General features: G+C 40.4%; 21 protein-coding genes. 9 read left to right on the forward strand and 12 right to left on the reverse strand.

Features of this window, described 5'->3' with window-relative positions; translation table 11 throughout:
* Window positions 1-3: 3 nt before the first annotated feature.
* Both PR834_RS15090 and PR834_RS15095 read right to left on the reverse strand, forming a co-directional pair.
* Entirely contained in the window at window positions 4-366 is a 363-nt protein-coding gene (locus PR834_RS15090; RefSeq protein WP_004905928.1) for a DNA-binding protein, read from the reverse strand.
* A gap of 132 nt (window positions 367-498) precedes the next feature.
* Window positions 499-846: a DNA-binding protein gene (locus PR834_RS15095; protein WP_004905929.1), complete on the reverse strand. Its 348-nt coding sequence runs from the start codon at window positions 844-846 to the stop codon at window positions 499-501.
* A gap of 516 nt (window positions 847-1,362) precedes the next feature.
* Here PR834_RS15095 and PR834_RS15100 point away from each other — a divergent pair.
* Window positions 1,363-1,635, forward strand: a complete 273-nt coding sequence (locus PR834_RS15100; RefSeq protein ID WP_004905930.1) for a helix-turn-helix domain-containing protein — start codon at window positions 1,363-1,365, stop codon at window positions 1,633-1,635.
* Window positions 1,636-1,729: 94 nt separating this feature from the next.
* Here the strand turns inward: PR834_RS15100 and metC are convergent, their stop codons facing one another.
* A complete protein-coding gene (gene metC / locus PR834_RS15105; protein ID WP_004905932.1) occupies window positions 1,730-2,902 on the reverse strand; it encodes a cystathionine beta-lyase in 1,173 nt (390 codons plus the stop codon).
* Between the two features lie 25 nt (window positions 2,903-2,927).
* Window positions 2,928-4,115 carry an amino acid permease gene (locus tag PR834_RS15110; RefSeq protein ID WP_232062811.1) on the reverse strand — a complete coding sequence of 396 codons (1,188 nt, stop codon included), beginning with the start codon at window positions 4,113-4,115 and terminating at the stop codon, window positions 2,928-2,930.
* Between the two features lie 260 nt (window positions 4,116-4,375).
* Between PR834_RS15110 and PR834_RS15115 the strand changes: the two genes are divergently transcribed.
* Entirely contained in the window at window positions 4,376-5,350 is a 975-nt protein-coding gene (locus PR834_RS15115; protein WP_004905935.1) for a LysR family transcriptional regulator, read from the forward strand.
* A gap of 79 nt (window positions 5,351-5,429) precedes the next feature.
* On the opposite strand, the gene mdh is transcribed toward PR834_RS15115, so the two are convergent.
* The gene (gene mdh / locus PR834_RS15120; protein ID WP_004905937.1) at window positions 5,430-6,368 is read right to left on the reverse strand and encodes a malate dehydrogenase; all 939 of its coding nucleotides are present in this window, start codon (window positions 6,366-6,368) and stop codon (window positions 5,430-5,432) included.
* A gap of 493 nt (window positions 6,369-6,861) precedes the next feature.
* Here mdh and argR point away from each other — a divergent pair, with 493 nt between their 5' ends.
* A complete protein-coding gene (gene argR / locus PR834_RS15125) occupies window positions 6,862-7,332 on the forward strand; it encodes a transcriptional regulator ArgR (protein ID WP_004907450.1) in 471 nt (156 codons plus the stop codon).
* Window positions 7,333-7,417: 85 nt separating this feature from the next.
* The gene (locus tag PR834_RS15130) at window positions 7,418-7,834 is read left to right on the forward strand and encodes a DUF6122 family protein (protein ID WP_036958784.1); all 417 of its coding nucleotides are present in this window, start codon (window positions 7,418-7,420) and stop codon (window positions 7,832-7,834) included.
* A 43-nt stretch (window positions 7,835-7,877) separates the two neighbouring features.
* Here the strand turns inward: PR834_RS15130 and mpl are convergent, their stop codons facing one another.
* The gene (mpl, locus tag PR834_RS15135; RefSeq protein WP_036958785.1) at window positions 7,878-9,260 is read right to left on the reverse strand and encodes a UDP-N-acetylmuramate:L-alanyl-gamma-D-glutamyl-meso-diaminopimelate ligase; all 1,383 of its coding nucleotides are present in this window, start codon (window positions 9,258-9,260) and stop codon (window positions 7,878-7,880) included.
* Between the two features lie 163 nt (window positions 9,261-9,423).
* Between mpl and fbp the strand changes: the two genes are divergently transcribed.
* The gene (fbp, locus tag PR834_RS15140; protein WP_004905947.1) at window positions 9,424-10,431 is read left to right on the forward strand and encodes a class 1 fructose-bisphosphatase; all 1,008 of its coding nucleotides are present in this window, start codon (window positions 9,424-9,426) and stop codon (window positions 10,429-10,431) included.
* Between the two features lie 205 nt (window positions 10,432-10,636).
* Window positions 10,637-11,167, forward strand: a complete 531-nt coding sequence (ppa, locus tag PR834_RS15145) for an inorganic diphosphatase (RefSeq protein ID WP_004905951.1) — start codon at window positions 10,637-10,639, stop codon at window positions 11,165-11,167.
* A 144-nt stretch (window positions 11,168-11,311) separates the two neighbouring features.
* On the opposite strand, the gene PR834_RS15150 is transcribed toward ppa, so the two are convergent.
* Genes PR834_RS15150 through tamA form a run of 3 tightly spaced genes read right to left on the reverse strand, consistent with a single transcriptional unit; the run spans window position 11,312 to window position 17,178 of the window.
* Window positions 11,312-11,659: a gamma-glutamylcyclotransferase family protein gene (locus PR834_RS15150; RefSeq protein WP_004905952.1), complete on the reverse strand. Its 348-nt coding sequence runs from the start codon at window positions 11,657-11,659 to the stop codon at window positions 11,312-11,314.
* 3 nt (window positions 11,660-11,662) lie between these two features.
* Window positions 11,663-15,439 carry an autotransporter assembly complex protein TamB gene (gene tamB / locus PR834_RS15155; protein WP_272536758.1) on the reverse strand — a complete coding sequence of 1,259 codons (3,777 nt, stop codon included), beginning with the start codon at window positions 15,437-15,439 and terminating at the stop codon, window positions 11,663-11,665.
* Window positions 15,436-17,178, reverse strand: coding sequence for an autotransporter assembly complex protein TamA (tamA, locus tag PR834_RS15160; RefSeq protein ID WP_094961660.1), 1,743 nt, complete (start codon window positions 17,176-17,178; stop codon window positions 15,436-15,438). Before tamA ends, tamB begins: the two co-directional genes overlap by 4 nt.
* A 133-nt stretch (window positions 17,179-17,311) precedes the next feature.
* Between tamA and msrA the strand changes: the two genes are divergently transcribed.
* Entirely contained in the window at window positions 17,312-17,953 is a 642-nt protein-coding gene (gene msrA, locus PR834_RS15165; protein WP_110591051.1) for a peptide-methionine (S)-S-oxide reductase MsrA, read from the forward strand.
* A 253-nt stretch (window positions 17,954-18,206) separates the two neighbouring features.
* Window positions 18,207-19,574 (forward strand): hemolysin family protein, encoded by a 1,368-nt coding sequence (locus PR834_RS15170; protein WP_004905961.1) that lies wholly within the window; start codon window positions 18,207-18,209, stop codon window positions 19,572-19,574.
* A 74-nt stretch (window positions 19,575-19,648) separates the two neighbouring features.
* Here the strand turns inward: PR834_RS15170 and PR834_RS15175 are convergent, their stop codons facing one another.
* Window positions 19,649-19,855 carry a DUF1107 domain-containing protein gene (locus PR834_RS15175; protein ID WP_004905964.1) on the reverse strand — a complete coding sequence of 69 codons (207 nt, stop codon included), beginning with the start codon at window positions 19,853-19,855 and terminating at the stop codon, window positions 19,649-19,651.
* A gap of 290 nt (window positions 19,856-20,145) precedes the next feature.
* Here PR834_RS15175 and PR834_RS15180 point away from each other — a divergent pair, with 290 nt between their 5' ends.
* Window positions 20,146-20,706: a YtfJ family protein gene (locus PR834_RS15180; protein ID WP_110591050.1), complete on the forward strand. Its 561-nt coding sequence runs from the start codon at window positions 20,146-20,148 to the stop codon at window positions 20,704-20,706.
* A 195-nt stretch (window positions 20,707-20,901) separates the two neighbouring features.
* Here the strand turns inward: PR834_RS15180 and qseC are convergent, their stop codons facing one another.
* Both qseC and qseB read right to left on the reverse strand, forming a co-directional pair.
* Window positions 20,902-22,263, reverse strand: a complete 1,362-nt coding sequence (qseC, locus tag PR834_RS15185) for a quorum sensing histidine kinase QseC (RefSeq protein WP_196725063.1) — start codon at window positions 22,261-22,263, stop codon at window positions 20,902-20,904.
* Window positions 22,263-22,925 (reverse strand): quorum sensing response regulator transcription factor QseB, encoded by a 663-nt coding sequence (qseB, locus tag PR834_RS15190; protein WP_004905970.1) that lies wholly within the window; start codon window positions 22,923-22,925, stop codon window positions 22,263-22,265. Before qseB ends, qseC begins: the two co-directional genes overlap by 1 nt.
* Window positions 22,926-23,027 lie beyond the last annotated feature (102 nt).

The raw sequence follows: 23,027 nt of genomic DNA on the forward strand, positions 1-23,027 counted from the left end.
ACGCTATTTTTCCCCTTTGTCTTCTTCATCGATTTGCGCAAGCAGTGACGACAAACCATAACGCAGGATATATTTCACTATTTTATTGCGCTCAGACTCTGTCAATTGATAATACGCTTCTGACCAGATCTGTAATGCATCTGTTCTTTGACTTTGGTAAGTTACCGAAGGCTCATGCAGGCTAAGTTGCCCTTGGATTTCCCCCGGTAAGCTTTCATAATAATACTCAACAGCCTTACCTTGCACCCCTCTTTTACGGCGGTTTTTCCAGCCTTCTCGTCTTGCCATTAGGTTAATTCCCTGGGGTGATGTCGGGAGTCCTTCTAACCCAGCTAATTCTTTGGCAGTGAACCACAATTTTTTCATTTTTCACTTCACACTTATATTATGAAACCTGCTGTTGCAGCTTTACTAAAATGTCATCTGTTAAAAAATTTTTTAAATTCAATATAATATTATTTTTATATATTAATTATTTACACCTTAAGTAATTGTAAATTATTTATTATTAATTAAATCAATTAGTGCTAATGTGCCTTCACGCATAATAAATGTCAGGATAGTGTCTCGTTCATCATTAGAAAGCTGGTTATAAGCTTCCTGCCAAATAAAGGCATTATCATTTCGTTTTACTTGATAAGGAGATGAAGTTTCGTTAGCAAACTGCCCCTCAAAAATATCGATAGGTAAAGAACTAATATGGTACTCCAACGCTTTGCCTTGAATACCTCGCCTTTTACGGCTTACCCAGTTTTCACGCCTTGCCATTGCATTAATACCTTGAGTTGTCATGGGAAGCCCTTGTAACCCAAGCAGCTCTTTTGCCGTTAGCCATTCCTTGTACATGCTGACCCTCCTAGTCATGATGACAATTTAATTTTCAGTTGTTGAAAACTATCTATATTTTCTCAAAACCTCATTAACTCATTCGTTTTATTTATGCCTATAAATAATAATATACAAATTATATTTGTTATTAGCATTCTAATTTCTTTTAATAACAGATAATTAAATAATTTACTCTCTAATAATTTAACTAATTTTATTAACTAATCTAGATATATTACGAGTACGAGTAAAAAGTAGCATTAAATATGCCATTTCTATCCCTAACTAGAAAGAGTTAGTTTTAACATCAAAGTTTTATCCTAATTCACAGTTATTCATTCTGACTTTCTATTTAATTTCATAAAAACCACGGTAGTTTCATAAAATGAATTTTTAAGAAAAAATCAGAAATTATTTTGGGAAATTTCTGTTATTTTATTTCCAATAACTAAACGGATGTACTGAATGTATCATAATTTTCGGTTACTCGTACCACTAACTCTACATGATTCTAAGTGAAAAAAGGACTAAAAAATGATTTTACGGAAGTCGGACTGGCACCCTGCAGATATCATTGCAGCTTTACGTAAGCGTGGGACAACTCTTGCCGCAATTTCGCGCGAGGCAGGACTAAGCTCTTCAACGTTAGCAAATGCACTATCACGCCCTTGGCCTAAAGGGGAATGGATTATTGCCAATTTCTTAGCGATCCACCCCGCTGAAATTTGGCCAAGTCGTTATTATGACCCAATTACAGGGGATTTATTAGAAAGAAAAGTCAGAGTAAAAACACCAGCAGAAGATTAAAAATTGAATTGATATAATTATAACGCCGTGAATAATAAATCAATTTATTCACGGCATTATCCTTAGATGGCTCTCCAATAAAGAACGGTCTTGTTTATTTCATCCGAGAAAAACCGTCAGCGAGATCTTGTTTTAAGTCATCTAAATTTTCTAAGCCAATCTGCAGCCGTAATGTCGGTCCACCAGGGTTCCAATTAGTCACAGTTCGATATTCAGCACAATTAAATGGAATAATTAAGCTTTCAAAACCGCCCCATGAATACCCCATACCAAAAATTGATAAACCATCCAGCATTTTTGCAATATCTGTTTGGGTATATTTAGGGTCAAGTACAATGGAAAACAGCCCCGATGAACCAGTAAAATCCCGCTTCCAAATTTCATGGCCTGGGCAATCAGCAAATGCAGGATGTAAAATACGAATCACTTCGGTTCGTTCTTGCAGCCAGTGTGCAATATTTAAAGCTCTTTCTTGAGCTTCTTTTAAGCGAATAGGTAAGGTTCGCAAACCCCGCAATGCAAGAAAACAGTCCTCTGCTCCCGGCAACATGGCCATGTAATCATAAGTTTCACGTAGTTTCGGCCACCACGCTTGATTCGCCGAGATAATTCCCATTAGCAAATCAGAATGGCCGCCTAAATATTTGGTGCCTGCTTCCAGCGAGATATCACAACCCAGTTCATGAGCTTTAAAAAATAAAGGTGTCGCCCATGTATTATCAATAATCGTCGCAATATCATGGCGTTTTGCAACCTCAACAATTGCAGGCACATCTTGAATTTCAAAACTTTGAGAACCTGGAGATTCTAAAAAAATTGTGCTGGTATTTGGCGTTACCAGTTTTTCAATGTCAGCACCAATCATCGGGTCATAATAGGTTGTGATGATCCCCATTTTATCCAACAGACCATGACAAAACTTACGTGTTGGCCGATAAACACTATCAGGCATTAATAAATGATCACCTGTTTTCAATGTTGTCAGCAATGCCAACACAATCGCGCCTAAACCAGATGGTGAAAGCACCGTCCCTTCGGCTCCAGCAAGAGCGGACCAAGCTTGCTCCAATTGCTTAATTGTTGGCGTGCCCGCTGTACCATAATTAAATTCCGCCCTATCATTGATTAAGGCATCAACAGTTGGAAATACGACCGTCGAACCACGATAAACGGGAGCATTTACAAAACCAGCTTGCTTAGCAGGGTCTCTCCCTAGCTGGGTGACTTGTGTATCAACATGAAATTCAGATACCGCTTTTTTCTTCATGAGATCCTCTCAACAACATCATTATTTATTCGAAAAATTTAAAGAATGGAGATAGGCATAACAGCACACCAAAGAAAATGATGAACCACACTGTTGGGCCTTTAAATTTGTGTAATGCCGGAACTTTGTAAACCAGATAGCAAGGAATTAAGCAAGAAACGATACCAAATAATGGGCCGCCAAGTTGCATGAAAAACAGAATAGAAAACCGTGTTGAAACCCAAAACCACAGTGCAATGATAACGCCTAAGCATACCCCATAATGTAGCACTGTTTGGTTAATGCGTTCTTCAGGAATAAATCGACTCAATAGATTGACAACAATGCCTTTGATTGCTTCTTGGAAGCCTAAATAAATTCCTAAGAATGCCGTCAAGATTGCAAAAATATTGAGTAATGCGGTCATCACTTTCACTATTGCCCCAGGTATCACTTGAGCAGCAATCGCTAATGCTGAAATATTTTGTTCAAAGGCCGATACGGCTTGCTCATGGCTAATTGAGAAAGTAAAAGAAAAAGCAAAAAACAAGACTGCAACGGCGAGAATAATATACGCAACACGGTTGGCGCGTATTGCTCGGTATGTCGCGATACGCTTATTACTTTCTATTTTACGATACGCAATGTTCATGGGGCTCAATATTTGCACAAACAATATAGAAAATAAGGTAAATGGTAGTGTTAAAAAAACATCTCTCATAAATGGGAGAAAATCAGGAAATGCTGTGATATTGGCAAAATTCCAATATGGAACCATCACTATACCAAGCAGTACGATAATACCGAATTTTACAATAACCATTGGACCAGAGACTTTAAACAGTAACCGCTCCCCTTGTGCAGCAATTGCGACTAATACTGAAATAATAATCAACCCATACCAAACAGAATCAGATAATAGCCCTTCCGTTAATCCAAACGTTTTAATGTAAGAAGCACTATCAAAGGTGACCGCCAGCGAGTAAGAGAACATTCCATGCAATAACATCAAAAAATAGGCAATCCCTAATGCTATCCCCCAGTTTTTACCTAAATATTGTGTAATAACACTGGCGTAGTCATTACATTCTTCAGATTCAGATAATGTTCTGAGATATAAATTTTGTAACCAATAAATTGCTGGATAAGAAAGTATTGTTGCAGCAATAAAGACCCAAATACCTTTGATACCAATTTGCACAGGCATAAAAACAATCCCTGAACCAATTGCCATACCAATGCATAAAATAACCCAACCAACATCATATTTTGTAAAGGGGATCTTTTTTGTATTAATCGGATTATCTGCACTTGCCTGAATACTATTAGACATAGTCTATTCCTCAACGTTATAGATTTAATTATTAAAAAAGTTAGGAACAACAATATTGTATAGAAGCTACATTTCTTTTTAAAACTGGTATGGCATGAGTAAACTGCGATAAATTCACAATTATAGTATGCTGGAATAAACGGGTTTAATAGGGCATGACAATGCTAATAAATAAAAACACTTTTGCGTTTAAAGCAAAAATTGACAGCTACGCGATTTTTCGGCATTTAGAGTTATTCATCAAAATCGTCGAGTGTAATAGCTTCAGCCTGGCTGCAAAGAAGCTGAATGTAACGCCATCATCAGTTAGTCGAGGCCTTCAACAACTCGAAGATCAGTTGGGGGTTGTACTCCTAAAGCGCACAACGCGAAATTTTATTTTAACGGACGCAGGGCGCTATTTATTGCAACGATCGCAAAACTTATTGGCCGATCTCGATGACTCACTGGTCAATACCGCCAGCTTCTATCAACATGCTCAAGGGCAATTAAAAATTACCTGTTCTATTGCATTTGGAGTTTGTCATTTAATGCAAATATACAGTGAATACCGAGAAACCAATCCTAAAGTGAGTTTGTCTGTTGACCTTAATGACGAACTTATTAATTTAAATGAAGTTGATTTCGATATTGCATTACGAATTACCAGCCACCCACCTGAAAACTTTGCATTACGGAAAATTTGTAATATTAATTGGGTATACTGTGGAAGCCGTACTTATTTCGAACGATATGGTATTCCTCAATCCCCTGCCGATATTGCATCACACAATTGTTTAATTAATCCAAATATTCCTGACACCTGGCGCATGACGGATAAAGACGGTAGCGCATATCCTCTAGAAATTAATAATATGATTGAGGTAAATAGTAGTTTAGGGTTATTAGAGGCAGCACGCTGCCATCAAGGTATCGTTTGTTTACCTACTTATATGCTAGGCAATTATATTGAAAACGGAGAGTTGCTCCCTGTCTTATTGGATTATGACCCTAAATCCACCCCATTTGCCCTATATGCTTTATACCACCCAGCCCATACACACTCACCTAAAATCAGGACATTTATTGATTTTTTAGTAGAGAAAATACCATCAGATCCGCATTGGGACCATTGGATGCGACAGCATGCTTCATGATGACTTACCCAATAAAAAAGGTTGAGTTCTAAACGAAACTCAACCCTTCACATTCACTATTAGGAAAAATTAATTGGCATTAGCCATTAATGAATTTTTCACCTAATTCGATATCTGCTTTTAATACATCTAGCATGTCTTTCAGCGCTTTCTCTTCAAATGCGCTTAATTTACCGATTGGTAAGTGCTTTTCGATACCGTTTTTGCCTAAAACAACTGGTTGTGCGAAGAAGCGAGCGTGTTCACCATCACCTTCGGTGTAAACACATTCAACCACATTGCTTTCGCCTTGGAGACCACGAATTAAAGATAAACCTAAACGTGCAGCTGCTTGGCCCATAGATAAAGTTGCAGACCCGCCACCGGCTTTCGCTTCAACGACTTCTGTGCCTGCGTTTTGAATACGTTTGGTTAACGCGGCAACTTCCTCATCAGTGAAGCTAACACCTTCAATTTGAGATAACAATGGCAGAATAGTCACACCTGAGTGGCCGCCAATCACAGGCACTTCAAGGTCATTAACATTTTTGCCTTTCAGCTCAGCAACAAACGTATTAGAACGAATGATATCTAACGTCGTCACACCGAATAAACGGTTTTTATCGTATACTCCTGCTTTTTTCAGGACTTCCGCAGCGATAGCAACGGTAGTATTCACTGGGTTAGTGATAATACCAATCAATGCCTTAGGGCAGGTTTCAGCAATTTGTTGGATCAGATTACGGACAATACCCGCATTGATGTTAAATAAGTCAGAACGATCCATACCTGGTTTACGTGCAACACCCGCAGAAATAAGAACAATGTCAGCACCTTTCAATGCAGGTTTTGCATCTTCGCCGGCAAAGCCTGTCACTTTAACATCAGTTGGGATATGGCTTAGGTCAGCAGCAACACCTGGAGTAACTGGTGCGATGTCGTAGAGGGAGAGTTCTGAACCTGCTGGGAGCTGGTTTTTGAGAAGAAGGGCGAGAGCCTGACCGATACCACCTGCTGCACCTAGGACTGCAACTTTCATTCTGAAACTCCTTAATTTGTACTTTAAAAAGATATCACTTTATTTGTTATACACTTAACACATTACGTATAAAAAACAATTTGTTAACAGATAGAGAGAGAGTTTAACGCAAGAGAACTTGTTTATTAATTGCCAGTATTCTAAACAAATTCCTTATCTGTTAATGAGATAACGGGCACTTTTTTAACAAATAGTTTTTCAGGGTATTGCATTTCGCACAATAAGTTGTTTTTAGTGTATATTATTCAATCAAAAATATTTTTATTAACAATAAATTTACAGCAGACATCTGAAAAATTCATTGTTCTATTATGCTAATTTTTCATTCCCACAATTTACGATAAATAAATACTTCTGACTATCAGCTCGAAACAAGCTTATCTAACTTTAAGTTATTCACTGGTTATAAAATCATCATAACGCAATTTTGTTGCATAAAAATGCACTTTTACGGATAATACAACTTGGTTCAATGCAAAAGAATGGGTTAATTATGCGCACTCCGTCTAAACAAGAAGACTTGGTTAAGGCTTTTAAAGCCCTACTTAAAGAAGAAAAATTTAGCTCGCAAGCTGAGATCGTCACAGCTTTGCAAGAAGAAGGCTTCGAAAATATTAACCAATCAAAAATTTCCAGAATGCTTACCAAATTTGGTGCAGTTCGCACCCGTAATGCAAAAATGGAAATGGTATATTGCCTGCCTACAGAGCCTGGTGTCCCTACCGCTACCAGTCCACTCAAAAACTTGGTTTTGGATATAGACTATAACCCTTCTGTTGTCGTGATCAGAACTAGCCCTGGAGCTGCACAGCTTATTGCACGTTTGTTAGATTCATTAGGCAAAGCAGAAGGAATTTTAGGTAGTATTGCTGGTGATGATACTATCTTCTCAACACCGGCAAATAATTTCACCACAAAAGAACTGTATGAAGCGATTCTAGCGTTATTTGAACAAGAGCTTTAATCTATTGATATACATTAGCTTAAGAGGGAAATTGATTTCCCTCTTATTGTTTTTGTCTGTTTCTATTCTATTTTGAGACATCATTTTGCTATTTGATATTTTCCGTAACTTCATACACTACGGCTTTCACTTCCTAATGCCAATTGCCTTTGGTTACCTATTTTGGCGAAAAAATTGGAAACTAGCGGCCCTGATTATGATTGCCACGATGGCTATCGACTTAGATCATCTGCTAGCTGATCCGATTTTCGACCCAGAGCGCTGTGGCATTGGTTTCCACCCACTCCATTCCTTTTGGGCTGCGGTTGTCTATGTCGTATTATTATTCATGCCATCATGGAAACTTAAAGCCATTGCTGTTGGTTGTTTATTCCACCTTTTTACTGATTCAGTAGATTGTTATATGGGAAGTTTAAAAAAAGAAATGAATAGTCCAATAACATTAAGTCTCGTCACAGAACAGTGCCCATTGGGTATGCCAAACATAAAAAAACCCCAGTAATCATAAGAATCACTGGGGTTATCAAATAGCTAGCTAAGAGAATTTAATCATCTCGCTCTGTTTCTGCTTTCGCTTTCAAACCTGCGAGCAATTTGCCATGAATGCCACTAAAGCCACCGTTGCTCATCACCAAAATATGATCGCCCGGTTGTGCGGTTTCAATAATCATATTGGTAAATGCCTCAATATCTGCACTCCAACGCGCGGGTTGGACGCATTTTTCAGCGATGTCTGTCACCATCCAAGGGATATTGGCGGGTTGGAAAAGAAACACTTCATCTGCACGGCCAAGCGCAGGCGCAATATCATTTTTATTGATACCCATTTTCATCGTATTCGAGCGAGGTTCGAGCACCGCAAGAATACGTGAAGTTCCCCCAACTTTGCTGCGAAGTGCTTCTAACGTCGCCAAAATAGCAGTTGGATGATGTGCGAAGTCATCGTAAACACTGACACCATTTTCAACGCCTCGTAGCTCAAGACGACGACGTGCATTGATAAAACTATCTAAGGCGAGACAAGCTTCTTTTACTGGAACGCCCACATGGTGAGCCGCTGCAATCGCCATCAATGCATTTTGGATATTGTGGTTACCCACTTGTGACCAAGTGACTTCTCCAACTTTTTCTTGTTGGTAATACACCGCAAAATGGCTGCCATCGTGGCTGAGCTTCTCAGCTTGCCATCCGCCATGCTCCCCGCCCACCAGCTCTTGTTCACTCCAGCAGCCCATTCCAATCACTTGTTTTAAATGATTGTCGTTGTCCGGTGTGAAAATTTTGCCACTGGCGGGCACAATACGTACAAGATGATGGAACTGTTTTTGAATCGCTTCGAGGTTTTCAAAGATATCCGCATGGTCGAATTCAAGGTTGTTCAATACCAAGGTTTTCGGGCTGTAATGAACAAATTTAGAACGTTTATCGAAGAATGCACAGTCATATTCATCAGCTTCGATGACAAAAAACGGGCTTTCACCAATCTTAGCGGAGACATCAAAGTTACCTGGGACACCGCCGATTAGAAAACCTGGCTTGTAACCGCAGTCTTCTAAGATCCACGCAAGCATCCCCGCGGTGGTCGTTTTTCCATGGGTCCCCGCCACAGCCAGTACCCAACGTTCCGGTAACACATAGTCATGGAGCCACTGTGGGCCAGAAGTATACGGCAAACCTCTTTCTAATACGGCTTCAACACAAGGGTTTCCACGCGTCATTGCATTACCAATCACCACCATATCCGGTATTGGGTCAAGCTGAGCCGGATCATACCCCTGAATAAGCTCAATCCCTTGATTTTCAAGCAATGTGCTCATCGGTGGATACACATTGGCATCCGAACCCGTCACTTTATGTCCTAAAGAACGAGCCAATATTGCTAAGCTTCCCATAAAGGTACCGCATATACCTAAAATATGTATGTGCATTCTTTTTCATCCAATTAGCATGAGGTTGGTCACTATTCTACCCATCAAAAACAGGTTTATAAATGCATTAACCTATTAATCTTTTTTTTATTTAGTTAAACTCTTCCCGCGCGAGGGTAAATGCCCCGCAAAACCTCTGTCAATTTTATTCAGGACCTTCGTCATGAAAACATTAGGCGAATTCATCGTCGAAAAGCAACAAGATTTTCCTCATGCAACAGGTGAGCTGACTTCTTTATTATCAGCTATCAAACTGGGCGCTAAAATTATCCATCGTGATATTAATAAAGCTGGACTTGTCGATATTCTTGGCACTAACGGTGTTTCGAATATTCAAGGTGAAGTTCAGATGAAGCTTGACCTGTATGCAAACGAAAAACTGAAAGCGGCTTTAAAAGCACGCGGAGAAGTCGCCGGTATCGCCTCTGAAGAAGAAGATGAAATTGTCATTTTCGAAGGAGACCGCGCAGAAAACGCAAAATATGTTGTTTTAATGGACCCACTTGATGGTTCTTCAAACATCGATGTAAACGTTTCCGTTGGAACAATTTTCTCAATCTACCATCGTATCACGCCAATTGGCCAACCGGTTACAGAAGCGGATTTCCTGCAACCTGGTAACCGCCAAGTGGCTGCGGGCTACGTGGTTTACGGTTCATCAACGATGTTGGTTTACACCACTGGTGTTGGTGTACATGCGTTTACTTACGACCCATCATTGGGCGTGTTCTGCTTGTCTCATGAAAAAGTGATGTTCCCATCAGAAGGAAAAATGTACTCCATCAATGAAGGTAACTATATTAAGTTCCCGATGGGTGTTAAAAAGTACATTAAATATTGCCAAGAAGAAGATAAAGCAACAAATCGCCCGTATACCACGCGTTATATCGGTTCTTTGGTTGCAGACTTCCATCGTAACTTGCTCAAAGGGGGAATTTATATTTACCCAAGTACGGCAAGCCATCCAAATGGAAAACTGCGTCTTCTGTACGAATGTAACCCAATTGCATTTTTAGCAGAACAAGCCGGTGGTAAAGCCAGTGATGGAGCAAACCGCATTTTAGATATCATACCTAGCGAATTACACCAACGTGCGCCGTTCTTTGTCGGAACTGAGTCGATGGTAGAAAAAGCAGAATCATTTATGCGTGAATTCCCTGACACGGAATAATCTAATTCATTAATTATAAGGCGGGGCTTCCCGCCTTTTTTGTCCCTTTTTTTCACCAACTAGTGAGTTTTGTCCCCTTTTACGGCTATAATGTCCCTCACGCTATCTACTCTATTATTTAATTTGCCTAAAGGCGGCAATAAATGCGATGCCAGTGACAAATTAAAATGAGTAAATTCATTATTCACACAAAGGATACATTTAAATGGGCCTGAACAATGTACCGGCAGGTAAAGATCTGCCAGAAGATATCTATGTTATCATCGAAATCCCAGCGAACGCAGATCCTATCAAATATGAAGTTGATAAAGAGTCTGGTGCGCTGTTTGTAGACCGTTTCATGTCAACAGCGATGTTCTATCCATGCAACTATGGTTACATCAACAACACCCTGTCTTTAGATGGTGACCCAGTTGATGTATTAGTTCCAACTCCATACCCATTGCAACCAGGCTCAGTCATCCGTTGCCGTCCTGTTGGCGTACTGAAAATGACTGACGAGTCTGGTGAAGATGCAAAATTAGTGGCTGTTCCGCACACTAAATTAAGCAAAGAATACGATCACATTAAAGATGTGAACGACCTGCCAGAATTACTGCGTGCTCAAATTACTCACTTCTTTGAACATTACAAAGATTTAGAAAAAGGTAAGTGGGTTAAAGTTGATGGTTGGGAAGACGCGGCATCTGCAAAAGCAGAGATCATCGAATCTTTCGAACGCGCTGCAAAAAAATAATCCCCCTATAGGGAGATTATGAAAGCTCTGGTTAATACCAGGGCTTTTTTTATGGGTTATAATCAGTTAATTAATCTATAAAAAACGCCAGCTATCATAGCTGGCGTCCTGTATAACTATAGCATTCAATATAATATTGGATAGCTACTTTTCTTCATCACGTTTCAACCAGTCGCCACTTTTTATTTGGCGTAGACCATCAACGGAATGTTTATATAGATAAATCCAAGCGTTACCATACGGCGTTGGGATGAGCTCCCTCACATAGTCTTGAGAATTTTTCTTTAGCTCATCTAACTCTGTCAAAATGGACGGGTTGATTCGATAAACTTCGCACTCTATCGCCCCATCCCCTTTGACAACCGCTGGATAATATCCAAGATCATACAGTTCATAGCCTTCTAGCTTATGCTCACCAAGTAGCTGAGCATAAGTCATCCAGTGATGATTTCCTTGCTTTTGTCTTAAGCTGCCATAAACAATTACACGCATAATCTAAAACTCAAATTGGTAAAGGAGATCCAATGCCTGATTAACACCAGACACAGCTTCTAAATACAGTTTTGGCATCAATCGATAACGTAAAGTTAACGTCGCCAATGAGTCAAAGATACCAACTCCATACTTCACTTGTAAATCATTAGTGATCTTACCACTTACAACGACTTGAGAACCATCCCCCACACCTTGGGTGTCGACGGCTAAATCAGAGACCCCAAATGTCTCACCAATTTTGCCCACGAGTTGCCCACTTTGTGCTACACCTAAGCCTATTAACATAGATGTCATTTGTGAACCATTTGCATCCCCACTGTCTAAGCCCTCTCCTCTTAATAAGTAAGACAGCGCTTCTTGTTGTGTTTTCGCCGGTTCAGAGAATATTTCTACTTTCGGTTTATCTGCAAGCCCAGTGACCTTCACCCCTGCAATCACGCCATCTGCCGTGTTGTCTGGGTTACGTATAGCTTCTAAGTTTAAGAATGGTTGGTCCGCAGGGCCTGAGAACTGAATTTGCCCCTTACGTACAATCAAATCTTGCCCATAAGCACGGAAACGACCAGCTGGAATATCCACCTGACCATTGATGTGCAAGCCATGGATATTTTGAACCACTTTCAATAAACCCGTCAGGCGCGCTTTTAAGCCAAACGCATCCAATCGAACATCGTTACCAATTTTAATATCCAAATTGGTCTGAATAGGAATGGATGGCGCTTTTTGTTCAATTGGCTGTAAGTTGCTATCTAACATCACCACATCTGAAGATGCGCTTACCGCCGACTCAGGGAGCTCTTGAACAGTAATTCGAGCCCATGGAATATTGACCGTACCATTTAACGTGAGTACTGAAGGTGATGCATCAAATACAATATCCGGTTGAACATCAATTTGGATCATCGGCGGTAAAGAAACACGGAGGTTATTACCTCGCGCCATGATTTTTGCACGCCATGCATCAATATTGCGCCAATCTGCGTCACCATCAATGTTCAGATAGCCCTCTGGCGTGTTTATCTGACCATTCATGACTGAGCTCGTGCCGTTGAAATTAACACCTAAATGACCACTTTTGATATCAAACGGGATCATTGCAGATCTCACTTCTAAACTCGAAAGCGCTAAATTACCATTTAATAACGGGTTATTCGCTGACCCGCCTAAGCGTAGATTTCCACTTAAACGGCCATTCGCCACTTCCTTCTGGCCCAGTAACGGCTTGATTAAATCTAATGTCACCGAATTAATTTCAACATTACCCGACAACAAGCGACGTTTCTCAATATCAGACACTTGGATGTTACCGCGCATCTGTCCGTTATTAGCCAACCCAAATAACCAACTAAGGTCAGCCTTACCATTTTTCAACCCAGCACTTAACGTTAAGGTATCAAAAGCAATAGGCAAACGGGTTCCATCCACGAACTGAACCGCTTTGACATCATTTCCTCGCAAGTCCAGCTTCACTTGTGGCATGCTGCCATCCGCTTTCCAAATGGCATTGGCTTTACCCGTAAATACGCCACTGACTCGAGTATCTTGTGGCATAAATGGTTTAAGCATTGCGAGATCAAAACGTTCTAACACGATATCCGCGCTACCACTTTTACCCGCTTTAATCGGTTTTGGTACACACAAACGGGCATTCGGGTTAACCCAACAATGTCTGCCAATGGTCACTTCTTGTGTTTGGTTGGCATAATCGAGTGACATTGCTTGGTTTAAGCGCCATTCACCCACCACCGTATCAAATAAGGTATTGGTTAAATTCCCTTTCCACACTTCAGTCTGCCGGTCAAAACTCCCCGCTAATGCTAATTGCCCAGAAACCGGCTCACCCTTCATATTTAATTTTAAAGTGTGCTGTTTTTCACTGCCTTTCGCATCTAAAGTCAGGTTATTGACGACAAGATCGCCTTGTTTTAGCTGACGCAGAACAACGGATAAATCCCCTTTAATTTGTTCGCCTGTTGCCACATTTCCTTTGATAACAACATTTTCGATAGCAAGCTCATCCTGCCACTTCACACCGCGTGCCGTAAGGTCAACAAGGGCTTCTGGTGTTTGTAAATTACCACGTAATTTCACATCACCCGCAATCACACCACCTAAGCCCGGTAGCAAACCATTGAGTGCAGGGGCATTAATTTTGGCATCAAGATTCCATTTATCGGCAAGAGAACCTTTTACATCAACATTGTTTTTACCTAATGCCAAATTAAAGTCCGGAATATCCCATTGGCCTGCTGCGTTACCTTTGGCTTTACCCCGTGCTTTTAAAAGATTATTTTTAACATTACCGTCTAAAATAATTTCAGGAATATCCAACTGCCAGCTGCCACCGTATAAACTTCCGCGTGTGGCAATTTTGCCATCCACTTTAGCAGGCCATTCAGGGTACTGTTTTGCCGTATTAATACCCGAAAGAGTCAATACTGCATTCCAACTAATCGCCTTGCTCCAGTCCGCAACGCCAGTAATATCCGCATTACCTTGCAAAGCGGCTAAACGTAAGCGAGTTAAATTAATTTGCTCTTCATTACCTTTCGCATCTAATAACAAGGTAGAAGGAGGGAGATCCTGCCCAGTGATCGCTGAGCGTACAGACATATCATAAGCCGATGGCCGGCCATTTAGGCGCAGACGTGTCCCATCGAGTTGATATTGCGCATCCCCCACTAACGGCCACGTTAACTTATCACTTTCTAATGTAAGCAAAATAGGCAGGTCTGCTTGTGACAAATCCGTTTCTGCATCTAGTTTTGCATTAATTGGCCCATGTAAATTCAATGCCAATTTTAGCTCATCAATCAAACCGCCTTTTAAGGAGAGATCTACCTTTTGCCCATCTAAATCGTCTAAACGGCTTTCCCCCACGACTGACAATGAGACTGGCCATTTATCTTGCAAGGTCGCCGTGCCAGATAACGCAATATTCCCCTGCGGTGCATCGACTTTTAACTGTTTAACGAGAACTTGTTGCCCTTCATTTGAAAGACTCAGGTGCAATTGGTTAATTTTGAGATCAGTCGCACCCGTTAATTGAAAATTCGAAGCATTAATACCGTCGACATTCAAATCAACAGGTAAAATAACTTCGGGTAATTCAGCAAGTAACGGTTTAGAAAATAGCGCTTTTAATTCATCTGCCAATGATTTTTGTTCATTTATCGGCGTTGGCTCTGGCTGTTTCTCTTCAACGACGACATCTGATTTGGTTTCAGGTAAATTAATCGCCAAATCAATGATATCAGTTGGAATAATAGTGATCGCTTTCCCTTCCCACGTGACCCCTGTGGTAAATTTAGCTAAATCAATATCCATACCATCCACATTGACGTGCGTTGAAACCAAAGCCAATTGATTCAAACGAATAGTCAAAGGCGCCTTGAGTTCAGTCAAAGGTTCAGATGGTGGCGTTTCTTCAGCAGGGGGAAATTGGGTAGTATCGACAGTAACAGTAACATTTTCCGTGCCTAAATTGTCGACACATAGCTCACGGCTTGTTAAACAACCTAGACGTACCGCTAAATTTAATTTCCCCGCATTAACATCAACTCCCGGCATTTGATATTTAACGCCACTTAGCGTTAAGTTACTAATATCACCGTCAATTTTATCAATGGTTAATTCAGGAACAAAACGTGTCGCTGTATTTAATGCAAAGTGAAGACCTGATTGCGTTCCAATCACCCAACTGAGTGCGGCAACAACCAGAACGAGAATTAATAAAATGGAAAGACTGGTCCATTTTAGCCACTTCAACCACCTCATAACTCAGTCCCCAAGCCGATATAAAACTGTATTTTGTTGTTATCTGGATCACCGATAGGTTTTGCTAAGTCTAATTTTATTGGACCAACCGGTGAGACCCAGCGGATACCGACTCCCGCACCCGTTTTAAAATCATTATCTTTAAAGTTATCAACGGCTTCACCACTATCAATAAAGGTCGCTCCCCACCAATTTCCTGTAAAGTTATATTGGTATTCCACAGAGCCTACCGCCAATTTTGATGCCCCTGTCAGCTTACCTTTACTATCTTCTGGCGAGATCTTTTGATAACCATATCCACGCACGCTACCATCACCACCCGCAAAGAAACGCAAGTCCGGTGGAACTTTGTCGAAGTCATTGGTTTCAATCCAACCGATATTTCCACGAACGACAAAGCGATGCCCCTCCCATGGCGTTCTGATCCATACATTTTTGGCTTGTAGTACAGCGAAGTCGATATCTGAACCCCAAATTTTATTCGAATAATCAATAGAATAACGTTGGCTATCTCCCCATGTTGGCATCACACCGCCGCGTTGGCGAATGCGGCTCACATAGGCCCCGGGATACAGCAACATCGTCGTATTCGTCACATTAGCTTGGGTAAAGTTACTCAGCATCCAACGCATGTTTACGCCATATTGCCAACCGGATGAATAATCCCAGTTACGAGACACATTCAAGGTTGTTGTATTCGCTTGTGTATCATTCAAATCTGTCCGTTTAAAGCCCCCTTGAACCGCATAATATTGCTCAAGCGGGTTCGCTTTTAATGGAATTTTATAACTCGCATCAATTAATTGTTCTGGTTGGGATAAACTAATATTTGACGTTAAACTCTGCCCACGAGAGTTAATCCAAGGCTTATTCCATGTGGCTTTAACGCGAGGGCCGACATCGGTGGCATAGCCTCCCCCAAGCTCAATAAAGTTTTTCGCTCTAGGGGTCATTACCGCTTCCATCGGTAACTCATAAGAATTTGCTTTGCGCGCACTCACAATACGCGGTGTCACAATTGCAGAAGAGAACCAACCTGTTTCAGCTAACCGACGGTTAAACTCAGCAAGTTGCTCTGATGTGTAGTATTCCCCTTTTTTAAAAGGGGCTAGGTTATTCAGGTAATCTTCTCGGATTTGTGAACCTGAATAAGAAATTGCACCAAACCGATAACGTTCACCACTGTTAAAATCAAAATCCCAATAAGCCGCATGGTGATCAAGAGAAATACCCAGTTGGCTTTTCTCCATCATCGCATCAAAATAACCTTTGCGAACAGCTAAACTACTAAAACGTCCTTTAAATTCTTCGTATTCGCCATCATTTTGAACTGTATCAAGCTTTGGCGTATATTGTTTGAGCATCTTTTCATAGTCGGGATCCGTTTTTGCTCCACCTTGCAATTCAACAGTCACTCCCTTCAATAAAATAGGTTCTCCAGGAGTGACCTTGGCGGTTAAAACGGAACGAGCAGGCGGGGTTTTTTCTTCATAGCTAAATTCAACCGTGGGTTGGTAGTAACCTAAAGGCTTTAAACCTTCTTTAATTGCTTTCTCAACACGGGCTCGAAAACGACCATTTGGCACAACTTCATCTTGCGATATATTAGACAGTTGTACTCGAACGTTTTGATTAAGTTGTCCTTCAAGGCCTTCAATATTAAGACGAAGATTAGCTGCGTGTACCACTGGCACTGCCGCAGTTAGGCAGAGAAAACAAATTAGAGGGTATTTCGACACGCCTACTCCTAAGGTGATTGTTCGATTGACTAAATACTTCATATCAATTTATTTTGAGTAAAATTCGCCATATACACAAGTTTTTATCCCTATTTTTAGATTATTTGTGTGGTCAATACATATAGGAATCATTATGCCTTTTAATAAATTTCACTCTGCAAGTATTGCACAACCTCTGCCCGGCAGAGCAACTGCTATGACTTACTCACCATATCATGCGCTTAACCATCATTCGATTGAGATTATTCCTAAGAATATGGAAATTGCTTATTTTGCCATGGGTTGTTTTTGGGGAGTTGAACGATTATTTTGGCAGCAAGCTGGGGTTTATTCAACTTCTGCTGGGTATTGTGGTGGAGTGACCCCTAACCCGACCTACGAGGAAGTTTGCTCTGGGCGAACTGGCCACGCAGAAGCGGTTCGTGTCGTTTTTGATCCGCAAGTTATCAGTTACTCTCAACTATTGACATTATTTTGGGAAAACCATGACCCTGCACAAGGCATGCGCCAAGGAAATGACATGGGAAGCCAATATCGTTCCGCAATTTATACTGTGTCAGATGAGCAAGACCAGCAAGCGATGGAAACACTGCAAGCTTACCAAAATGCAATGATAGCGCAGCATGACTCTCGTGCAATCACGACCGAAATAGCGCCCTTAGACACTTTCTATTTTGCCGAAGATTACCACCAGCAGTACTTATACAAAAACCCGAATGGATATTGCGGATTAGGAGGGATTGGTATCTGTTTACCACCTTCGTTAAACAAATAAATCAATAACATAATACAGTGAGTTCATCTTCCCAACCATTCAAGTTGCTTTTCAATATGACTTAAAGCAGCTTGAATGATGATGAATATCTAGGCAGATAAATCACCTCAGTGCTATACTAATGCAACATATCAACAATTTGCGCATATTGCGCAACATATATTTGCATACTCAATATATTTAAATACACGAGACTATGCCTTCAGAGATTTTTGAATTTTATGGATTCTTCCTTTGATTGGCTGGATAACTTATGCTCAACAGTTTATTAATTGTTCTATTATTATGTGCAATTAGCGCATTCTTTTCTTTGTCAGAAATTTCTCTGGCAGCTTCCCGCCGCATTAAACTTAAACTTATGGCCGACGAAGGCAACATTAATGCGGCTCGCGTGCTTAAATTACAAGAAATGCCGGGAATGTTTTTTACCGTCGTTCAAATTGGTTTAAATGCCGTTGCTATCCTTGCCGGTATTGTGGGGGAATCTGCTTTTTCTCCAGCTTTGTACGATATCTTTATTCAATTTTTATCCCCAAGCTGGGCTCAACAAGTTTCATCAATCCTGTCATTCACCATTGTGACAAGCTTGTTTATTTTAGTGGCTGATTTAACGCCTAAGCGCATTGGTATGGTAAAACCTGAAGCCATTGCAATTCGTATTGTGAATCCGATGCGCTTCTGTTTAGTGGTACTGAGCCCATTCGTCTGGTTTTTTAATGGCCTTGCGAACCTGTTTTTTAAATTATTCAAATTACCTACATCACGTAATGAAGATATCACTTCTGATGATATTTTTGCGGTCGTTGAAGCAGGTGCTGTAGCGGGTGTGTTACGTAAACAAGAACACGAATTAATTGAGAACGTGTTTGAGCTGGAATCACGTACTGTACCATCAGCGATGACTCCGCGTGAAAGTATCATTTATTTTGACAAAGACGAGTCAGAAGAAAGCATCAAACATAAAATTTCAACCCAGCCACATTCTAAGTTCCTAGTATGTGCAGGGGGTATTGACCATGTTATTGGTTATGTTGATTCAAAAGAATTACTTAATCGCGTGCTCAATGGGCAGAGCTTAAGTTTAAAAGATGGTGTTCACATTAGAAATACGCTCATGATCCCTGACACCCTCTCATTATCAGATACCTTAGAGGCATTTAAAACAAACGCCGTCGATTTTGCTGTGATTCTCAACGAATATGCATTAGTCATGGGTATCATTACCATCAATGATGTAATGATCACTTTAATGGGGGACTTAATTGGTCCAGGGCAAGAAGAGCAAATCGTAGTACGTGATGAGAATTCTTGGTTAGTTGAAGGCGGAACGCCAATTGAAGATGTGATGCGCATTTTAGATATTGATGATTTCCCTGACTTTAGCAACTATGAAACCATCGCAGGGTTTATGATGTACCGGCTAAGAAGAATGCCGAAACGGACAGATTATGTGAAATATGCGGGCTATAAATTTGAAGTCGTCGATATTGATAATTACAAAATTGACCAATTACTCGTAACTCGCCTGACTACAGCGCCATCACCTGTCGTTGTACAACCCGGAAAAAATACTATTGAAACGGCTGGCGCAAAACAACAAACAAAAGATACAGGACATTAATGCTTGATAGCGAAGCCGTTTCTTTCAATGCGCCACCTATGTGGCGCGTTGTTAACCAAAAACTGCTGATTAACCTACCCCAGTTCTGCCTGCAATAATGAAACCTGTTTATTGACCTCACTCATCACATTGTAATGGCGCTTATCACTGATTTTAGGTGGTAGAATTTTCCCATAGTTAAACTCAAATGCCCCAAAATCCTTAATATAGAGCCTGCCACGGAATAGCGTTTTGACGTAAAGAGCAATCTTAGATGGGTTATAACGGTTAAAAATTTTCATTAGAACTTTGCCTCCCCTTTGTTCTTACGATATTCAATAACTCATACCGTACAATAATCATAGACCAGAAATTTTCATTTTGGTTCTAAAATTGCAGTTTTATTCAATTTACTGACATAACATGACACTGTAAATTAACTGTTAAAACCCCATAAACTTTGCTTTTATTCTAAATTTTAAAAAAATGTTAAATTACCTCTTGTAACTCATCCGATGAGCTATGCTATAAATAGTAGTCAGCAGACAAACCACTAGGCTCACATGGCAAAATAATCAATCAAGGGGCTTTTATGATAAAAAATTATTTACTTTTAATATGCTTGCTTGGGGTATCTGCAGTAGCTTCTGCAGCAAATATTCAATTAAACCAATCTGTTCCTGCTGTTTCTGTCACTGACAAGGGTGAGCTTGTCATGAATAATGACGGGAAATTGGATTATCAACCGTGGAAAAGCCAACAGCTCGTTGGAAAGGTGCGTACTATCCAACACATTGCTGGCCGTTCTTCAGCAAAAGAACTCAATGCCCCCTTAGTTGAGGCTATCAAGCAAGCCAAGTTCCCTCACGATAGCTATCAAACAACAACAATCATTAATACCGATGATGCAATTTTCGGTACGGGTGTATTTGTGAAAAACAGCGTTGAAGATAGCAAAAAAGAGTTTCCATATTCACAATTTATTGTTGATAGCGAAGGTACGGTGAAGAACGCATGGGGCTTGAAACCAGAAAGTTCAGCAATTATCGTATTGGATAATCAAGGGAAAGTGTTGTTTTTCAAAGATGGTGAATTAAATACCCAAGAAGTTCAAAAAGTCATTAGTTTGTTAGTCTCATCACTAAACCAATAACGTCTACCTTTTGCTGTTACTAAGTTAGTATGTAGTGTGCGCAATTTCGCACACTACAATTTCTCACACGCGACAGGTAGTTAGCCCTATCTCACTTGAGTTAAAAATAGTGAGTTATGCTAAAATGCCCTTACATTAAATATGCATAATTATGATTATTATTTTAATAAACAATCATAATTAATGTGCTTATTATCACGTTTTAGTTTCATTCCAATACACTTTGGCACAAAAGCCCCCATTAACGCCATGAGTAAAAATAACTTGTAAATGATGCAATTGCGCAATCCGTTTAACAATAGAGAGCCCTAAGCCACTCCCAGTTTTTTCTTGTCCCGGCGGACGATAGAAGCGCTCACCTAACCGCCGTAAAACTTCAGGTGTCACGCCATTACCATCATCTTGAATTTCAAAGTGATCAGCATACAAAATAATCTCCACTCGCCCCTCTATTTTTCCATAACGTATTGCATTATTGAGCAAATTTCTCAGCAACGCATTGAGTAGTAATGGCTGACCTTGAAAATCAGGGGGGCTAGCAACTAAAGTATTTATTATCGTTGTTTGCTGCTCTTTAGCTTCCGGCTCTACATCTTTTATCGCCGCTTCAATTAACTCAGGCCAAGATACAACTGTAATATCATCAAGTTGCGTGGATGACTCTAACCGAGACAACATCAGTAGTTGGTCAACGAGCCTTGTCGCCCTATCAATACCTTCCGATAAATTAGCCACTGCATGATTACGGATATCTGCATTATTCCCTGCAATTTGTACCACTTCTGCCTGCACCCTTAATGCTGCAAGTGGGCTACGTAGTTCATGAGCCGCATCCGAGGTAAATTGTCGTTCACGAGCAAACATTTCATTAATACGGCCAAACAGTACATTCATAGAGTCAATAATAGGTCTTACTTCACTGGGAATTCGCGTCACTTGTACTGGGGTTAGTTCATCAGGTTTTCGGTGATACAACTGGTTTGCTACGTCCTTCAATGGGCGTAAAGCTCGTGTCAACAGCCATAAAAATAGTAATAACATGATTGGCAAAGCAATCAACCAAGGCATAAATTGTGCAACCATAATATCGGTTGCCATTTCTTGTCGGTATTCCCACTCTTGCCCTACTGCAATGATATATCGACCATCTTGAGATTTTAGCCACACAAAACGCCAAGGGTCGTCACTTCCTTGGATCATCCCATCGCTAAACCCTTCTCGCTTAAATTGATAGACGATGTCTCTACCGTTATCACCGTCGTTTAATACCATTTCGCCGCCTGGTGTAAAAATAGCAAATGCCAGTGCATCGTCATCTTGATGGCCACGGTTCTTTCGCAATAGTTTTTTGGTTTTAGTCAGTGAAGGCTGGCTCAATTCAAAGCCTGATGGTAAAACAGATAACCGTTTAGCAAACGCCATTTGCTGGGTATCAAACAGCTCATTAATCGTTTTATAGCTTTGGTACCACGCTAACGAACTGGCGATCCCCCATGTCAGTAAAGCTAACAAGAGCAGCATTAAAGTGAGTTTTAGCCTAAGACTAAATGTCTTCATCATTTATCATCACCTAATCGATAACCAACACCATGAATGGTTCGAATAAACTTATTGCCTAATTTACGCCTTAAATGATGGATATGTACCTCAACAGAGTTACTAGAGACCTCTTCATCCCAGTTATATAATTTCTCTTCAATTAAAGGGCGAGAAAAAACTTTATTTGGGTTATGCATAAATAAAGAAAGTAAAGCAAACTCTTTCCCTTTTAGTTGTACAGGTTCACCTTGCTGTGTCACCGTCATTGCAACTGGATCCATTTCGACATCACCATGCGTAAGTTTAGAAGATAATTGCCCACTTCGGCGGCGGATCAACGCTTGCAAACGCGCCATGACTTCCATTAAAGCGAATGGTTTACAAAGATAATCATCAGCCCCTTGTTGAAGTCCTTGAACACGCTGATCCAAAGCATCCCGTGCCGTCAAAATCAAGACTGGCTCATCACGCCCCTCCTTACGCCAATGCTTCAAAATATCCATTCCATCAATATTTGGTAACGAAAGATCGAGTACAACAGCGTCATAAGGTGCATCAAATAAAGCGAGTTGTCCCTGTTTACCATCCATAAACCAATCAATAGTAAATCCTAATTGGGTTAAGCCCACTTTTAAGCCATCACCAATTAACCGGTCATCTTCAATTAGTAGAATTCGCATAATCTACCCCCATATTAGAATATTATTATATTTATCCTATCAGCTATAATATGACTAGCTATTATTGGCAAAATTAAAAATATAATTCGTTAGTTAAGTTTC

Origin of the sequence: Providencia sp. PROV182 (genome assembly GCF_028480325.1) — a bacterium.
GTDB classification, from domain to species: domain Bacteria; phylum Pseudomonadota; class Gammaproteobacteria; order Enterobacterales; family Enterobacteriaceae; genus Providencia; species Providencia hangzhouensis.

Coding starts and splice junctions, on each gene's coding strand:
- PR834_RS15090 (WP_004905928.1), bottom strand. CDS start 366: ATGAAAAAATTGTGGTTCACTGCCAAAGAATTAGCTGGGTTAGAAGGA.
- PR834_RS15095 (WP_004905929.1), bottom strand. CDS start 846: ATGTACAAGGAATGGCTAACGGCAAAAGAGCTGCTTGGGTTACAAGGG.
- PR834_RS15100 (WP_004905930.1), top strand. CDS start 1,363: ATGATTTTACGGAAGTCGGACTGGCACCCTGCAGATATCATTGCAGCT.
- metC (WP_004905932.1), bottom strand. CDS start 2,902: ATGAAGAAAAAAGCGGTATCTGAATTTCATGTTGATACACAAGTCACC.
- PR834_RS15110 (WP_232062811.1), bottom strand. CDS start 4,115: ATGGCAATTGGTTCAGGGATTGTTTTTATGCCTGTGCAAATTGGTATC.
- PR834_RS15115 (WP_004905935.1), top strand. CDS start 4,376: ATGCTAATAAATAAAAACACTTTTGCGTTTAAAGCAAAAATTGACAGC.
- mdh (WP_004905937.1), bottom strand. CDS start 6,368: ATGAAAGTTGCAGTCCTAGGTGCAGCAGGTGGTATCGGTCAGGCTCTC.
- argR (WP_004907450.1), top strand. CDS start 6,862: ATGCGCACTCCGTCTAAACAAGAAGACTTGGTTAAGGCTTTTAAAGCC.
- mpl (WP_036958785.1), bottom strand. CDS start 9,260: ATGCACATACATATTTTAGGTATATGCGGTACCTTTATGGGAAGCTTA.
- fbp (WP_004905947.1), top strand. CDS start 9,424: ATGAAAACATTAGGCGAATTCATCGTCGAAAAGCAACAAGATTTTCCT.
- ppa (WP_004905951.1), top strand. CDS start 10,637: ATGGGCCTGAACAATGTACCGGCAGGTAAAGATCTGCCAGAAGATATC.
- PR834_RS15150 (WP_004905952.1), bottom strand. CDS start 11,659: ATGCGTGTAATTGTTTATGGCAGCTTAAGACAAAAGCAAGGAAATCAT.
- tamB (WP_272536758.1), bottom strand. CDS start 15,439: ATGAGGTGGTTGAAGTGGCTAAAATGGACCAGTCTTTCCATTTTATTA.
- msrA (WP_110591051.1), top strand. CDS start 17,312: ATGCCTTTTAATAAATTTCACTCTGCAAGTATTGCACAACCTCTGCCC.
- PR834_RS15170 (WP_004905961.1), top strand. CDS start 18,207: ATGCTCAACAGTTTATTAATTGTTCTATTATTATGTGCAATTAGCGCA.
- PR834_RS15175 (WP_004905964.1), bottom strand. CDS start 19,855: ATGAAAATTTTTAACCGTTATAACCCATCTAAGATTGCTCTTTACGTC.
- PR834_RS15180 (WP_110591050.1), top strand. CDS start 20,146: ATGATAAAAAATTATTTACTTTTAATATGCTTGCTTGGGGTATCTGCA.
- qseC (WP_196725063.1), bottom strand. CDS start 22,263: ATGAAGACATTTAGTCTTAGGCTAAAACTCACTTTAATGCTGCTCTTG.
- qseB (WP_004905970.1), bottom strand. CDS start 22,925: ATGCGAATTCTACTAATTGAAGATGACCGGTTAATTGGTGATGGCTTA.